The 14,284-nt window shown below is 62.0% G+C and carries 11 protein-coding genes and 2 tRNA genes; 1 reads left to right on the top strand and 12 read right to left on the bottom strand.

From position 1 onward, the window contains the following. The first annotated feature begins 117 nt into the window (after positions 1-117). Positions 118-999: a glycosyltransferase gene (locus tag ABCW42_RS00065; protein WP_423184965.1), complete on the top strand. Its 882-nt coding sequence runs from the start codon at positions 118-120 to the stop codon at positions 997-999. A gap of 33 nt (positions 1,000-1,032) precedes the next feature. On the opposite strand, the gene ABCW42_RS00060 is transcribed toward ABCW42_RS00065, so the two are convergent. The 12 genes from ABCW42_RS00060 to dnaA form a co-directional block, all read right to left on the bottom strand. Further along, entirely contained in the window at positions 1,033-1,947 is a 915-nt protein-coding gene (locus ABCW42_RS00060; protein ID WP_423182966.1) for a DMT family transporter, read from the bottom strand. A gap of 67 nt (positions 1,948-2,014) precedes the next feature. Further along, a tRNA-Ala gene (locus tag ABCW42_RS00055) sits at positions 2,015-2,090 on the bottom strand. A gap of 71 nt (positions 2,091-2,161) precedes the next feature. Further along, the gene (locus tag ABCW42_RS00050; protein WP_215279579.1) at positions 2,162-2,278 is read right to left on the bottom strand and encodes a DLW-39 family protein; all 117 of its coding nucleotides are present in this window, start codon (positions 2,276-2,278) and stop codon (positions 2,162-2,164) included. 57 nt (positions 2,279-2,335) lie between these two features. Then, positions 2,336-2,409, bottom strand: a tRNA-Ile gene (locus ABCW42_RS00045). 113 nt (positions 2,410-2,522) lie between these two features. Continuing rightward, the gene (locus ABCW42_RS00040) at positions 2,523-3,227 is read right to left on the bottom strand and encodes a DUF3566 domain-containing protein (RefSeq protein WP_423182965.1); all 705 of its coding nucleotides are present in this window, start codon (positions 3,225-3,227) and stop codon (positions 2,523-2,525) included. Further along, positions 3,224-5,977: a DNA gyrase subunit A gene (gene gyrA, locus ABCW42_RS00035; RefSeq protein ID WP_423182964.1), complete on the bottom strand. Its 2,754-nt coding sequence runs from the start codon at positions 5,975-5,977 to the stop codon at positions 3,224-3,226. Before gyrA ends, ABCW42_RS00040 begins: the two co-directional genes overlap by 4 nt. Positions 5,978-6,038: 61 nt before the next feature. After that, the gene (gene gyrB, locus ABCW42_RS00030) at positions 6,039-8,111 is read right to left on the bottom strand and encodes a DNA topoisomerase (ATP-hydrolyzing) subunit B (protein WP_423182963.1); all 2,073 of its coding nucleotides are present in this window, start codon (positions 8,109-8,111) and stop codon (positions 6,039-6,041) included. A gap of 408 nt (positions 8,112-8,519) precedes the next feature. Beyond that, positions 8,520-9,074, bottom strand: a complete 555-nt coding sequence (locus tag ABCW42_RS00025; RefSeq protein WP_423182962.1) for a DUF721 domain-containing protein — start codon at positions 9,072-9,074, stop codon at positions 8,520-8,522. Beyond that, positions 9,061-10,254, bottom strand: a complete 1,194-nt coding sequence (gene recF / locus ABCW42_RS00020) for a DNA replication/repair protein RecF (RefSeq protein ID WP_423182961.1) — start codon at positions 10,252-10,254, stop codon at positions 9,061-9,063. The genes ABCW42_RS00025 and recF overlap by 14 nt, the downstream gene beginning before the upstream one ends. A 23-nt stretch (positions 10,255-10,277) precedes the next feature. Beyond that, positions 10,278-11,162, bottom strand: coding sequence for a phosphogluconate dehydrogenase (NAD(+)-dependent, decarboxylating) (gene gnd, locus ABCW42_RS00015; protein WP_423182960.1), 885 nt, complete (start codon positions 11,160-11,162; stop codon positions 10,278-10,280). A gap of 50 nt (positions 11,163-11,212) precedes the next feature. Next, positions 11,213-12,337 carry a DNA polymerase III subunit beta gene (gene dnaN / locus ABCW42_RS00010; RefSeq protein WP_423182959.1) on the bottom strand — a complete coding sequence of 375 codons (1,125 nt, stop codon included), beginning with the start codon at positions 12,335-12,337 and terminating at the stop codon, positions 11,213-11,215. Positions 12,338-12,862: 525 nt separating this feature from the next. Next, positions 12,863-14,284, bottom strand: a complete 1,422-nt coding sequence (dnaA, locus tag ABCW42_RS00005) for a chromosomal replication initiator protein DnaA (protein ID WP_423182958.1) — start codon at positions 14,282-14,284, stop codon at positions 12,863-12,865.

Here is a 14,284-nt window from a genome sequence, read left to right as displayed (position 1 = left end):
AAGTCGTTGAAACAATGTTGAAGGGATTCCGGTTCGCCGGGATCCCTTCAAATGTTTGGCCGCACGTTACCGGCGGCTTCCTTGGGGGACCCAAGCCGGATGCTAGATTTGTCCGTGATGCTAGCCGATAGATCTTCCGTAGATGTAGCCAGCGCAACTGTCGCACCCCTGAAGCCCAGCGTTTCGATCGTCATCCCGGCGTTCAACGAGGAAAGCGTCATGCGGCAGTGCCTCATCGCTGCCATCTACCAATCGGTACCTGCGGACGAAATCATCGTTGTGGACAACATGTCCACGGACCACACTGCGCAGATCGTCCAGCAGATGCAGCTGGAGTACCCGGAGAGCCCCATCATCCTGCTCAAGCAGGATTTGGCGCAGGGGCTCATCCCCACAAGGAACTTCGGCCTCAACAGTGCCACCTCAGACGTCCTGGGACGCATCGACGCAGACTCCGTCCTTGAGCCGGACTGGGTCGAGCAGGTCCAGAAGGCATTCTCCGACCCCTCCGTGCAGGCGGCGACGGGCCCGGTGGTTTACTACGACATGCCCATGCGTCGATTCGGCCTCAAAGCGGACGACAAGATGCGGCAACTGATGCTTCGCCTGGCAAAGCACCAGTACCATTTCCTGTTCGGCTCCAACATGGCTCTTCGACGCTCCGCTTGGGAAACCATCCGCGACGAAGCGTGCTTGGACGAAAAGGATGAGATGCACGAGGACATCGATTTGTCCCTGCACCTCGCGGACCACGACCTCAGGGTCCAGTACTGGCCGCAGATGGTTTCCGGGATGTCGGCCCGCCGCCTCGAAGACTCGCCGCGGGACTACCGGTACTACGTCACCCGGTTCGATCGGACCTACAAGGCGCACAACGTCAAGAAGATGGCGCTGAAGGCCCCCATGGTGGTGTTCTTCTCCGTCTACTTCCCCGCCAAGCTGCTCAGGGCGTTCCACACGGCCAACTCGAGCCAAGGCGCCCGCCGCGGCGGCCAGTAGGCCCCCCGTTTAGCAGCCCTCAGTCGGTAGTCCTCAGTCGGTTCCCAACTCGGCGATCGAACCCTCGCCGCTCCCGGCGGCCTTGCCGCGCCGCTGGCCAATGACGACGACGGCGAGCCCGCCCAGGATGAGCGCAAGGCCCACGTACGTCCCGGCAGGCAGCGTCTGGTGGAGGAATACGCCGGCAAGAAGGGCGGCACCTGGAATCTCGAGCAGGATGATCATCGAAACAAGCAAGGGACTCATGGTGGCCAGCAGGTGGTTGAAGGCCGTATGCCCCACGAGTTGCGCGCATACGGTGATGGCAGCGATCCCCAGCCAGCCTCCGGCGTCGAACCCTGTGAGCGGCTGGCCGCCAGCAAGGGCCAAAACGGCAACAATGGCGGCGCAAATCCCGTAGCAAATCGTGGTGTACGTGCCGACGCCCATGCTTTGGCGGGCTTTGCCTCCGGCCAAGGTGTACAGCCCTGCCAATGCACCGCCAACGATGGCAAGGATGTCGCCAAGCAGGGCTTGCGGAGAAGTGCCCATGTCGAAGCCCGTAATCGCCGCCACGCCGCCCAGCGCGATGCCCAGTCCCAACAAGACAGGCCAGCGGTGTTTCGTCCCGCGGAAGAGCTGGAACACGGCTATCCATGCCGATTGCAGGCACACCAACGCGGTAGCTGCTGCCACAGAGGTCAGGCTCAGCGCCGTGATGAAGCACGCGAAGTGGAAGGCCAGCGCTACGGCCGCAATAGCCGACCAGGTGAACTCGTAGCGGGTGATTTTGCGAAACTGCCGCGGTTCCCGGATGAGGACCGGTGATGCCATCACGGCGGCGGCGATGGCGTTGCGCCAAAAGGCGATGGCAAGCGCCGTGACGGACGTTGCGCCCAGAGTTGCCGCGATGAGGGGTCCGGATGATGCGACGCCGAGCACGCCCAAAGCAGCAACAATGAAGTTCACATTCCAACCTTAGCCACGTGACTTAAAGCAAAGAGTCCCGGTCATTACTGACCAGGACTCTTCCTTATGGTGGAGGCACGGGGACTCGAACCCCGAACCCCCTGCTTGCAAAGCAGGTGCGCTACCAATTGCGCCATGCCCCCATAAGAAGCAACCCATCCATACTACCCCAGTTCCGTTGATGGCTTTACCATCTCCGGGCCGGGCGCTTTAGCTAGTCAACCGTATCGGTTGCCTTGCTCCAGACTGTTTTCCGGGCTTCGGATTCCTGCACCTTTTTGTAGAGCAAGACGCCTGCGACTGCCGCTGCGACTACGAGCAACTTCTTCACATGCACCCCGTTCCGATTCAGTTACCTGAATCTTGAGCAAAACCTGTGCAGGTTCCGTGGGCGTACCAGGACTTGAACCTGGGACCTCTTCGTTATCAGCGAAGCGCTCTAACCGCCTGAGCTATACGCCCCGATACCTCTTCGGGCCGAGACATGACTCTACAGCACATCCCGGCCCGATCTCAAATCGAGGTATTTCGGCCTTTGTTTCCCAGCAGTTTGCCCCGATTTTCGGCCTTTTGGGCTAGTCGTCGGTGAGGGTCACTCCGATGCCGCCAACGAGCGTTGCCGAAATGTTATAGAGCACGGCGCTCAGCATGGAGAGTGCGGTCAACAGCACCACGTTCACTACAGAGATGATGGTGGCGAATGATGCCACCTGGCCCAAGGAAGCAACCTTCTTGAGCTCGAAGCCGCCGCTTTCCGAGCCGGCCAAGGTGCCCAGGAGGGAGTCCACCTGGTTGAAGATGCCGGTGAGGTCCAGGACGGTCCAAAGAACGATCGCGGCGATCACGGTCACGATGCCCAAGGCAACTGACAGCAGGAACGCCATCTTCAACACCGACCAAGGATCAACCTTGCTTACCAGAAGACGGGCGCGGCGGACTTTCGCCTTCGGCGCCGGCTTCACGAGCCCGGGCGTCCCGGGCGTCCCGGGCGTCCCGGGCGCGGGACGCTGCTGGCCCTGCATAGGGCGTTGTCCTGCCGCTACGGGCCGTTGCTGACCCTGGACCGGACGCTGGGCGCCCGGGCCGGCCGGGCGCTGCCCGGGAACCGCGGGACGCTGTCCGGGAGTCCGTTCAGCACCGGTTCCGGTTGCTCCAGGGGTGGACCCTGCGGGCCGCTGTTGCGGACGAGCAGGCGCGCCTACCCGCGGGCTGGCCGAAGGCTGCCGGAGTCCTCCGGGGACGCCCGTGCTCGGCTTGGGATATGAGTCCGAATTGCTCACTCGTTACCTCCGGTGTTGTCTTCATTAAGCTCGACGCCGGACCCGTTGCCGGATCCCGCGGCTGACTCCGATTCAGCCGTTTCGGTCGCCGCATCGGCGCCGTCGTTTGCAGCCAACGTTACGTCATCGACCGACCCCGACGTGTCTCCAAGGGGATTTTCGACACTATTGACGGCGCTGTGGTCACCTGAAGGGTGACCTGTTGCGTCGCCGTGTTCGCCGTCGGAATCCTCGTTATCGAGGCCTCGTTCGCTATTGCGCGCAACCTCGATGATCCGGTCGTTCTTGTCCGGCTTCGCGAAAATGACCCCCATGGTGTCGCGGCCCTTGGCCGGGACCCCGGCCACCGCGGAACGGACAATCTTGCCGCCCTCCATGACCACCAGGACCTCATCCTCTTCGTTGACGATCAGCGCGCCAACAAGGTCGCCGCGCTCTTCCGCCAGCTTGGCTACCTTGATGCCGAGCCCGCCGCGGCCTTGGAGCCGGTACTCCTCGACGGCGGTGCGCTTGGCGTAGCCGCCTTCGGTCACCACGAACACGAAGGAGCCGTCCTGGACGACGTCGGCCGCGAGAAGTTCGTCGTCTTCACGGAACTTCATGCCGGTCACGCCGGAGGTGGCGCGCCCCATCGGGCGGAGCGCCTCATCGGTTGCGGTAAAGCGAATGGACTGGCCCTTCCGGGACACAAGGAGGAGATCGTCTGTTTCGGACACCAACTGCGCCGAGACGAGCTCGTCCTCGTCGCGAAGGTTGATAGCGATCACGCCGGCGGTTCGGTTGGTGTCGTAATCTTCCAGTCGCGTCTTCTTGACCAGGCCGCTCTTCGTTGCAAGCACCAAGTACGGAGCTTGCTCGTAGTCACGCAGGTCAAGAACCTGGGCAATGTGCTCGTCGGGCTGGAACGCCAGCAGGTTCGCGACGTGCTGGCCCTTCGCGTCACGGCCCGCTTCAGTGAGTTCGTACGCCTTCGCCCGGTACACGCGGCCAAGGTTGGTGAAGAACAGCAACCAATGGTGGGTGGTGGTGACGAAGAAGTGCTCCACGACGTCATCGCCGCGCAGTTGCGCGCCCTTGACGCCCTTGCCGCCACGCTGCTGCGAACGGTAGTTGTCGCTGCGGGTGCGCTTGACGTAGCCGCCGCGGGTGATCGTGACCACCACTTCTTCTTCGGGAATGAGGTCCTCGACGGACATGTCGCCGTCGAAGCCCATCAGGATGTGGGTACGGCGGTCGTCGCCGTGCTTGGCGACGATTTCGGCCAGTTCCTGGCTGATGATTTCCCGCTGGCGCTGTTCAGAGCCCAGGATCGCGTTGTATTCGGCAATCATGGCTTCCAACTCAGCGTGCCGGTCCTGGATCTTCTGCCGTTCCAACGCGGCCAGGCGTCGGAGTTGCATATCCAGGATGGCCCGGGCCTGGAGTTCGTCGATCTCCAGCAGTTGCATCAGGCCGTCACGGGCGGCCTCGGTGGTGTTGGAGGCGCGGATGAGGGCAATGACTTCGTCCAGCATGTCCAAGGCCTTCAGGAGGGCACGCAGGATGTGCGCTTCTTCCTCGGCCTTGCGCAAGCGGTAACGCGTGCGGCGCGCAATGACGTCCATCTGGTGCGCTACCCAGTGGCGGATGAACGCATCCAACGTCAAGGTTCGGGGAACGCCGTCGACGATCGCCAGCATGTTGGCTGCGAAATTTTCCTGCAGCTGCGTGTGCTTGTACAGGTTGTTCAGCACAACCTTGGCCACGGCGTCGCGCTTGAGGACGATCACGAGCCGCTGGCCCGTACGGCCCGAAGTTTCGTCGCGGAGGTCGGCGATGCCCTGGATCTTGCCGTCCTTGACGAGCTCGGCGATCTTGATGGCCAGGTTGTCCGGGTTGGCTTGGTAAGGAAGTTCCGTGACCACCAGGCAGGTACGGCCCTGGAGTTCTTCCACGTTGACCACCGCGCGCATCGTGATGGAACCGCGGCCTGTGCGGTACGCGTCCTCGATTCCCTTGTGGCCGAGGATCGTGGCTCCCGTGGGAAAGTCCGGTCCCTTGATTCGCACAAGGAGGGCCTCAAGGAGCTCTTCGCGGGTGGCGGTCGGGTTGTCCAGCGCCCACTGGACGCCGTCGGCCACCTCGCGGAGGTTGTGCGGTGGAATGTTCGTGGCCATACCGACGGCGATACCCGAGGAACCGTTGACAAGCAGGTTGGGGAAACGCGCCGGCAGGATTGTGGGTTCCTGGTTCTTGCCGTCGTAGTTGTCCTGGAAGTCGACGGTTTCCTCGTCGATGTCGCGGACCATTTCCATGGCCAGTTGGGCCATCTTGGTTTCCGTGTAACGGGGGGCTGCCGCACCGTCGTTACCCGGTGAGCCGAAGTTTCCTTGGCCAAGCGCCAGGGGGTAGCGCATGGTCCAGTCCTGGATGAGGCGGACGAGAGCATCGTAGATCGCCATGTCGCCGTGCGGGTGGTACGTACCCATGACGTCGCCTACGACGCGCGCGCACTTGTTGAAGGCGCGGTCCGGGCGGTACCCGCCGTCGAACATCGCGTACAGCACGCGGCGGTGGACCGGCTTCAGGCCGTCCCGGACGTCCGGAAGTGCGCGTCCGACGATGACGGCCATGGCGTAGTCCAAGTAGGACCGCTGCATTTCGGTCTGGAGGTCCACCTGTTCAACGCGGTCAACCAGCACGTCGCCTTCAAGGATCGGCTCCACAGGGCCGGCAGAATCAGCAGGAACCTCAGGTGTTTCGTCACTCATAATTCTATGTTTTCCGTTTCAGGTATATGTCAGATAAAGAATATTTAGCGGCTGATAAGCCCTAGATATCGAGGAATCTGACGTCCTTGGCGTTCTGCTGAATGAAGTTCCGGCGGGATTCGACGTCCTCGCCCATCAGCACGGAGAAGGTCTGGTCGGCCGCGAGGGCGTCGTCCATGGTGACCTGCAACAGCGTGCGGCGGTCCGGGTCCATGGTGGTGTCCCAGAGTTCGGTGTAGTCCATTTCGCCAAGGCCCTTGTAGCGCTGGATGCCGTTGTCCTTGGGGAGCCGCTTGTTCATCGCGGCGCCCCTGGTAATGGTTTCGTCGCGTTCGCGGTCGCTGTACACGTAGTCGTGCGCCGCGTTGGACCACTTGATGCGGTACAGCGGGGGCTGCGCCAAGTAGACGTAGCCGTTTTCGATCAGCGGACGCATGTAGCGGAACAGCAACGTCATGAGCAGCGTGGTGATGTGCTGGCCATCGACGTCGGCATCGGCCATGAGCACGATCTTGTGGTACCGCAGCTTGGAGATGTCGAAGTCCTCGCCGATGCCCGTGCCGAACGCCGTAATCATGGACTGGACTTCATTGTTGCCGAGGGCCTTGTCCAGCCGGGCACGCTCCACATTCAGGATCTTGCCGCGCAAGGGCAGGATGGCCTGGGTTTCAGGATTGCGCCCACGCTTGGCAGAGCCACCTGCGGAGTCACCCTCCACCAGGTAGACCTCGCAACGCGACGGATCTTTAGACGAGCAGTCGGACAACTTGCCCGGCATGCCGAAGGATTCAAGCGGGCTCTTGCGACGGGCGTTGTCGCGTGCCTTGCGGGCAGCCATCCGGGCCTGTGATGCCTGGACGGCCTTGCGAATGACGTCCCGGGCCGGCCCAGGATTGCGTTCCAGCCAGTCGCCCAGCTGGTCGGTCACTACGCGCTGAACGAATCCCCGGACTTCCGAGTTGCCAAGCTTCGTCTTGGTCTGGCCCTCGAACTGGGGCTCGGACAACTTGACGGAAATGACCGCCGTCAGGCCCTCACGGATATCGTCACCGGTAAGGTTGTCGTCCTTTTCCTTGATGATGGTCTTCTCACGCGCATAGCGGTTGATGAGCGACGTCATGGCCGCGCGGAAGCCCTCTTCGTGGGTACCACCCTCATGGGTGTTGATCGTGTTCGCGTAAGTGTGGACGCTTTCCGAATAGGCAGTGGTCCATTGCATGGCGATCTCGACTGCCATGTTCCGGCCAGTATCTTCGGTTTCGAACGCGATGACGTCCTCGTGGACGACTTCGACCTTCTTGTTCGAGTTCAGGTACTTCACGTAGTCCAGGAGGCCGTCGTTGTACTGGTACACGACAGTCCGGTGTTCGGCCGCGATTTCTCCCTCAGTGGCAACAGCGTCGAGGTCGAGGTCGTCGTCCTTGCTTGCCACGGGACGCTCGTCCGTGAGGGTGATGCGCAGGCCCTTGTTGAGGAAGGCCATCTGCTGGAAGCGTGCCCGCAGCGTTTCGAAATCGAACACGGTCGTCTCGAAGATAGTGGGATCCGGGTAGAAAGTCTGGGACGTTCCGGTCTCATCCGTTGCTTCGCCCTGGACGAGTTCCCCTTGCGGCTTGCCGCCGTCCGCGAAGGACATGCGCCAGACGTGCCCTTGCCGGCGCACTTCGGTAAGTACGCGACGGGACAACGCGTTGACCACGGAAATACCCACGCCGTGGAGGCCACCGGAAACTGCGTACCCGCCGCCGCCGAACTTGCCGCCGGCATGCAGGATGGTCATGACCACCTCTACGGTGGGCTTCTTCTCAGTCGGGTGGAGGTCAACCGGAATGCCGCGGCCGTCGTCCACCACCTTCACGCCGCCGTCGGCCTGCAGGGTAACTTCAATGTGGCTGCAGTAACCGGCAAGTGCCTCGTCCACCGAGTTGTCCACAACCTCGTACACCAAGTGGTGGAGGCCGCGCGGACCGGTGGATCCGATGTACATACCGGGGCGCTTGCGCACAGCTTCGAGGCCCTCAAGGACTGTGATGTCGCTGGCCCCGTATTCCCTGGCCTCCGCGGGCGTATTCGCCTTGTGGGCGTTCCCGTTCGCTGGATCTACTGCCAAGGTCTCTGCATTGTCGTTGGCCACAGGCGCTTTCGACTCCTCTGTACTCGATGGTTGCCGGCCGTCGCCGCACACCGAGGAGCGCGCCCGTCGACGCACACCACAGGGATACGGCAGCCGCCAACAGGGACGTCACTGCTAACGCCGTCTACTTCGCGACTGGCTGAACCGCTTCTACCTTCCTTGTCAGCGGAACCAATCGATGTTCACCGGCGCCCAGTTGTCTATGCCGATTCTATCGTGACAAATCGCAGATACTTGCAAAACCCGTCCCATTCTGGAAGGAAAGTGCCCGTAGGAGGCCGCTGGCCCCATCTTCAAGCCATCCAAAGAGCACCCGCTGGGGAGCTATACGGCTTGGGGAGGTTTCTCGCGCCTGCGCGCCATTTGCGGAAACCGGATTCGAAGCGGTTCCTTGCTGCCTTCGGGACGCTACCCGTAGGTATCGCGGGGGCCTCGTCCATTGACGCTGCGGTTGCCTTTCCGCCAGCTCGGCGCCGCTGGCGCGAGCACCTGGATAGTAGTCACAACGCCTTCGCCAAGTTCCCGGCGGAACAGGTCCAGGAGGCTCGAGCTCAAGAGGCGCAACTGTGTTGCCCACGCGGTGGAATCGCAGCGAACGTGGAGCGTTGTGTCGGTAAAGCTCTCCGGCGTGCAGTGGGCGGAGATTTCCGGGCCGACCAAGGCGTCCCATTCCGCCATGACGGACCCGACGGCGACCGGAGACGTCCAGCCCCGTTCGGCAACCAGCCGGCCGACTACTTTTCCCAAACCGAGGGGATCGCGGCCATTGCCATGGAATTGGCTGAATCCACGGGTATCCCGGATGCCTTGCCGTTTGGGGGCACCACCGGTTTTGGGTGCGGCGCGGCGTATTTCGCCGCGCGCGGCCGCGGCTTCGCGCATTCGGTTGAGCGCCGATTGCGCAGCGTCGATCTCGTCGGGATCCCTCCCCGGCTGGAGTCCGCCGGGGCTATCCTTCTCCATCAATGCCTCCAGGCACAACCTTCACCCGCCGGCCGGCCAGTTCCTCGGGAATGTCGGCGTCGACGGCGGCCGTCACCAGTACCTGTTCGGCACCGGCCACTATCGCAGCCAGTTTACGCCTGCGCTGTACGTCCAGTTCGGCGAAGACGTCGTCGAGGATCAGGATGGGGGCAGAACCCCCGGTCCGGGTGTCATCAAGCATGACGTAGTACGAAGCAAGGCGGAGGGACAAGCACATTGACCAGGTTTCGCCGTGCGAGGCGTAGCCCTTGGCGGGGGCTTGCCCCAAGACCAGTTCAAGTTCGTCGCGATGAGGCCCCACCAGGGAAATGCCGCGTTCCAGTTCCTTGCGACGGGCGGCTGCGAACGCTTGGACGTAGCGCTCGGTGAGTTGCTCGACGGAAAGTGCGCGGAGGTCCTCAGCCCCGTCCGGAACAGCAGCGGTGCGCTCGGCGGGACCGCCGTCGTCGTCCAGGACGCCCTGGATCGTGGAACGGTAGATGGCGCCGGCGTCCTTGGACCCGTCCGTCAGCTGGGCATAGGCGTTCTTGAGGTGCGGGCGGAGCCGTTCCACAAGCTCGAGCCTGGCGTGCAGGAGTTCCGCGCCGGCGCGGGCCATGTGCTGGTCCCAGACGTCAAGGGTTGCCTCGTGGGCCGAGGTGAATTTCCCGGTCCGGGCGGATTTCAGCAAGGCATTGCGCTGTTTGAGGACGCGATCGTAATCGCTTCGCGTAGCGGCGTGCATCGGCATCAGGCTGACCAGGAGCTCGTCGAGGAATCGCCGCCGGTTGGACGGATCGCCTTTGACCAGCGCCAGGTCTTCAGGTGCGAAAAGCACTGTGTGGCAGATGCCCAGGATGTCGCGGGCCCGCACCGGATTTCCGCGGTTGATTCGGCCGCGATTGGCGCGCCCCGCATTGATTTCGAGTTCGATTACCGTCGATTGTTCGCCGCGGACCAGCTTCGCCCGAATCATCGCACGCTCCGTTCCGAAACGCAGGAGCGGAGCGTCCGTGCTGACGCGATGGGAGCTCAAAGTGGCCAGGTACCCGATGGCTTCCATCAGGTTGGTCTTGCCGATGCCGTTGGATCCCACCAAGACCGTGACACCAGGACCCAGCTTCAGGTCAACCTGAGCGTAGCTTCGGAAGTCGGTCAGTGAAAGGTGTTCGAGGTACACGCGTGCTGCTGGTTGCCCTGGGCCTAGCCGGCAGGACGGGTGGCGTGTCCGCCAAACTGGTTGCGCAACGCGGACACCATCTTCATGGCCGGGGAGCTGTCCTCGCGGGACGAGAAACGGGCGAAGAGCGCAGCAGTGATGGCCGGCGCGGGAACCGCGTTGGCGATGGCTTCTTCCACGGTCCAACGGCCCTCGCCGGAGTCCTCGACGTAGTCGCCAATGGAAGCCAGGCCAGGGTCTTCGTCCAAGGCTTTGACCATGAGGTCCAACAGCCAGGAACGCACAACCGTGCCCTTCTGCCACGCGCGGAAGGTGCCGGGAAGATCCTGGATGATGTCCTTGGCAGCCAGCAGTTCGTAGCCTTCGGCGTAGGCCTGCATGAGTCCGTATTCGATCCCGTTGTGCACCATTTTGGCGTAATGTCCGGCCCCGACACCGCCAACATGGACGAAGCTATCGGCGCGTTCACCTTCTGGACGGAGGGCATCGAAGACCGGCATGGCGAGCTCGATGTCTTCTTCGGAACCGCCCGCCATGAGTCCGTAGCCGTTCTGCAAACCCCAAACACCACCGGAAACACCGCAATCAGCGAACCGGATGCCCTTGGAATCAAGGAAGGCTGCGTGCTTCTGGTCCTCGGTGAAACGGGAGTTGCCGCCGTCGATCACCATGTCTCCGGGGGAAAGCTTTTCACCGAGTTCGTTGATCACGCCGTCCGTGATTTCGCCGGACGGAACCATGACCCAGACCAACCGCGGAGCAGGAAGCGCCGCGACGAGTTCGTCGATGGACGTGACGTCGGCGACGTCCGGGTTGCGGTCAAAGCCGGTGACTTCGATTCCGCCGTTCCGCATGCGTTCGCGCATGTTGAAACCCATTTTTCCAAGGCCGATCAGTCCGATGTGCACAGTGTGAACTCTTTTCTGCGTTGGTGGTGTGGTGGTGACCCGACTAGTTGCTAGTTGGGCAAGCGTACGGGCATCACGAGGTAGCGGTAGTCGTCCTGGTCTTCGCCGTCGGCTTCTGCCTGGGCGGTGATCATCGCCGGCTTGGGTGCCGTGGTGAAGGAAAAGCGCACGAACTTGGTCTCTATGACGCTCAAGCCCTCGATCAAGTAGTGCGGGTTGAACGCGACCGTGATGTCTTCGCCACTGAGCTGGGCTTCGAGTTCTTCGGAGGCCTGGGCGTCTTCGCCTGTACCGGCGTCGAGGTTCAATTGGCCTTGGGTGAATGCCAAGCGGACGGGAGTGTTCCGTTCCGCCACGAGGGATACACGACGAACAGCCTCAACGAGTTCCTGGGTCTGCACAGTTGCGTGGATGGGCGTGGAATCCGGGAACAGGGAGCGGATCTTGGGGTAATCGCCATCGACCAAGAGCGAGGTGGTGGTGCGGCCGCCGCTCTCGAAACCGATCAAGCGGCTGTCATCGTCGGCCAGGGCCAGTTGGATGTCCCCGCTGCCGCCAAGGGTCTTGGCTACTTCGTTGAGGGTCTTGGACTTGACCAGTGCGCTGGTGGAAATTCCCGGATTGACCGGCTTCCAGGGCACTTCCCTCATGGCGAGCCGGTAACGGTCCGTTGCCAGGAGCGTGATGACGTCGTCCTCGATCTCCATGCGGACGCCCGTGAGGATCGGCAAGGTGTCGTCCTTGCTTGCCGCGATGATGACTTGCGAGACGGCTTTGGCGAAGGAATCGCCTGGCAAAGTTCCACTGACGGTGGGGAGCGCGGGAAGCGGTGGGTATTCGGTTTCGGGCATGGTTGCCAAGTGGAAGCTGCTTCGACGGCACGTGAGCGTGACTTTGCTTCCGTCTGTTTCGATTTCCACGGGAGCCGAGGGCAGGCTTCGGCAGATATCGGCAAGAAGGCGCCCGGAGACCAGGATTGTTCCCTCGGTGGTGATGTCCGCGGGAATTTCGAGGCGCGCAGAGGTCTCGTAGTCGAAGCTCGAAAGGCTTACGGTTCCGGCTTCCGCCTTGAGCAAGAGGCCTGAGAGGACCGGAACGGGCGGCCGCGGAGACAAGGACCGGGCTGTCCACGTGACGGCTTCTGCCAGGACGTCCCGCTCGACTCTGAACTTCACGGAAGGGTTCCGCCTTTCATTGCTGCTGCCAGTGCTTCACCGGGAACTCCCCAGGAGTCCCGAAATCGAGCGTCCGGAACGAGGGAGCTGCATGGTCCGCTGTGAACGAACTACAAAACAGCGCCGAGGATGGACGCGTTGCAGACAGCTTAGCGGGAACTTCGGGCATTAACCCATCCCCGCAATGCTGCCGGCCGGGTTCCAAGCAGTTAGCGGCTGCATCGTGGGGCGGGAGGAAGGAGATTGTTATTTGAGGGCTTTCAATTTTTTGGGATTAGTAGTGTTAATAACTGCTGTGGAAACTGTGGATAACCGCCTCCCGCCGCGCGGTTCCGCGGTTAAGGCCTGTTCACGATGTGTGGGTGGGAAGGGTTTTAAACAGGGTGTGGACGTGGATAACCCCCAAGCCCGTTTTTAACGATCCACAGACGGCTTAAGGGTTTTAAGCCCATTAACCGCGCTTGTCCCCTTAAGTATCCACAGGCTTATCCACATGCGCCTGTTAATAAGGTATGGAGAAGCGGTTCAGGAATCGCGTTGCTGTTGTTTGATCCGGTTGGTCAACTCGGTGACCTGGTTGTAAATCACACGGCGTTCTGCCATCAGCTCGCGGATCTTGCGATCAGCGTGGATCACCGTGGTGTGGTCGCGGCCACCGAGCTCCTGTCCGATCTTCGGAAGGGACATGTCCGTCAGTTCCCGGCACAGGTACATTGCGATTTGCCGGGCGGTCACCAAAGTCCGGGTACGGGACTTGCTGCACAGCTCGTCCATGCTGAGCTTGAAGTACTCGGCCGTCTGCTTCAGGATCTGGTCGGCCGTGATTTCCTGGGCGCCGTCGTCGGTGATCAAGTCCTTCAGGACCATTTCAGCGAGGGCCACGTCCACCGGTTGGCGGTTGAGGCTCGCGAAAGCGGTGACGCGGATGAGGGCGCCTTCAAGTTCGCGGATGTTGCTTGAAATCTTGGACGCGATGTACTCCAACGCATCATCCGGGGCGGACAGGCCTTCGTTCTGGGCCTTCTTCCGGAGAATCGCGATACGGGTTTCGAGTTCCGGCGGCTGGATGTCCGTCAGCAGGCCCCATTCGAAGCGGGACTTCATGCGGTCCTCGAAGCCCGCGAGTTGCTTCGGCGGGAGGTCCGAGGTGATGACAACTTGCTTGTTGTTGTTGTGCAGCGCATTGAAGGTGTGGAAGAACTCCTCGAGCGTCCGGTCCTTGCCTGCCAGGAACTGGATGTCGTCGATCAAGAGCACATCGACGTTCCGGTAGGTGGTCTTGAAGCTCGCACCTTCGTCGTCGCGGATCGAGTTGATGAAGTCGTTGGTGAACTCCTCGGAATTCACGTACCGGACGCGGATCCCGCTGTAAAGCCGGCGTGCATAGTGTCCGATCGCGTGCAAAAGGTGCGTCTTGCCGAGTCCCGAGTCGCCGTAGATGAACAGCGGGTTGTACGCCTTGGCGGGAGCTTCGGCCACTGCTACCGCAGCGGCATGGGCGAACCGGTTGGAGGAACCGATCACGAAGGTGTCAAAGACGTACTTCGGGTTGAGGCGGCCGAATTCGTGCGACGTGCTTGGCGGAGTGGGCTGCGGCTTCGGCTCTGCGGACAAGTCGTTTTCGGAAGAGAGTTCGACGGCGGGTGCCGGCTCTTCATGGATCGGCACCAAATCCGTGTCGACGTCGATGGCGCAGCGGATGTCGTCGGAGAAGACGTTGCGAAGGGCGTCATCGAGGGCGTCCTTGACCTGGGTCTGGAGGACCTCGCGGGTCAGTTCGTTGGGGACGGCCACCAACAAGGTGGAACCGATCAGGCCCTGCGCCTGGGCGAGGATGACGAAACCGCGTTGCCTCGGTGTGACTCGATCGTCTTGCTCCAGCAGGCTCAGCACCCTCCGCCAGGAACTTCCGACCGTGTTGGCGTGGTTGGCGTCGTCTACCGTCAT

The sequence above is a fragment of the Arthrobacter sp. NyZ413 genome (genome assembly GCF_049390645.1).
Taxonomy (GTDB): domain Bacteria; phylum Actinomycetota; class Actinomycetes; order Actinomycetales; family Micrococcaceae; genus Arthrobacter.
Note: the sequence above shows the minus strand (reverse complement) of the source record. Positions and strands in the feature narration are given on the sequence as shown.